This is a genomic window from Campylobacter concisus, assembly GCF_003048445.1.
GTDB lineage: Bacteria > Campylobacterota > Campylobacteria > Campylobacterales > Campylobacteraceae > Campylobacter_A > Campylobacter_A concisus_BF.
This window is the reverse complement of sequence record NZ_PIQW01000040.1, coordinates 1-1,034: the sequence shown is the minus strand read 5'-3', so window position 1 is coordinate 1,034 and position 1,034 is coordinate 1. Positions and strand designations below refer to the sequence as shown.

Below are 1,034 nucleotides of genomic sequence, written 5' to 3'. Positions count from 1 at the left end.
TATAGGTATATTAAATGTAGCAGTATATGAGTTTTTGATATCTGAGTCTTTATTTTTAACTAAAGATGTACTCTCATATATATTTTTATCACCGCAGTGGTGAAGATATACCTTATCTATATCACTAGCTTCACCTTTTTCGTTTTCAATGATGAGATTATTTAGTGTTAGAGCAAGGCTTGAGCTAGATGTTGATGTAGGTTCTACACTGTTACCAAGAGCTAGACGAAGCTTCATATCAAACATAGCTGAGTCTTTATCATCTCTAAGGGTAAAGTTATTCTCCTTAGCGAAATTTAGAAGATTGAAATTTAGATATTCATCTTTAGATGAGGGGAGCTTAAAGTGGCTCATCTTTACAACACCATCTTCTAGCTTGTACTCTATCTCATCGCTACTTTGCCTTATGCTAGTAAAGCAAGCACCCTTTGTCTTGTTTTTATCATCTTTGCCATCATCGTTTTCTTTATAAAGGATCACACTATCTGACTTGGTCTTTGCGTTTTTAAATTTGATATCTCTATCAGACGAAACGCCCTTGTTCTCTTTTTCGTAAGAGTCAAATTTAAAGTCAGTGAGTATTAGCTCGCATAAATTTAGCTTGCCATAGTTTGGCCTGCTAGGATTTAGCTCTTTTGGGTTTAGCTCGCTGCAGTCAAATTCGCTTTGGCTAGCTATCACGATGGTAAAGTTACTCTTTTTAGGCTGAAATATCCTAATAGGAGTAGCAGTCTTTATAGGGCAGAGTACGAGCATATCCTCTTGTTTATAAAGCTCTTCTTCTCTTCTTTTTAAAAGCTTATTTATCCTTGAAGCGTTAGAGGTTGAAGAGGAGGTTAAATTTACGCAGTAGATATTTTCGGTCTCAAATTTCTTTGATGTTTCAGAGCTCAAAAGAGAATTTAGCTTATCGGCGAATGGCTTAAATAGCCCCTCACACTTTGAAGCGGTGCCGTTTGATCTCTCTTCGTCTTTTTGCATAAATTCTAAGTGTGTGACGTCCTCTTTGTGCTCTTTGCCGTTTTTGTGTTTTG

General features: G+C 36.4%; 1 protein-coding gene. It reads right to left on the bottom strand.

What is annotated here, in order from left to right; all coding sequences use genetic code 11:
• The coding region (locus tag CVT14_RS10600; protein ID WP_199907345.1) for a hypothetical protein at window positions 1–1,034 on the bottom strand (1,034 nt) is incomplete at both ends.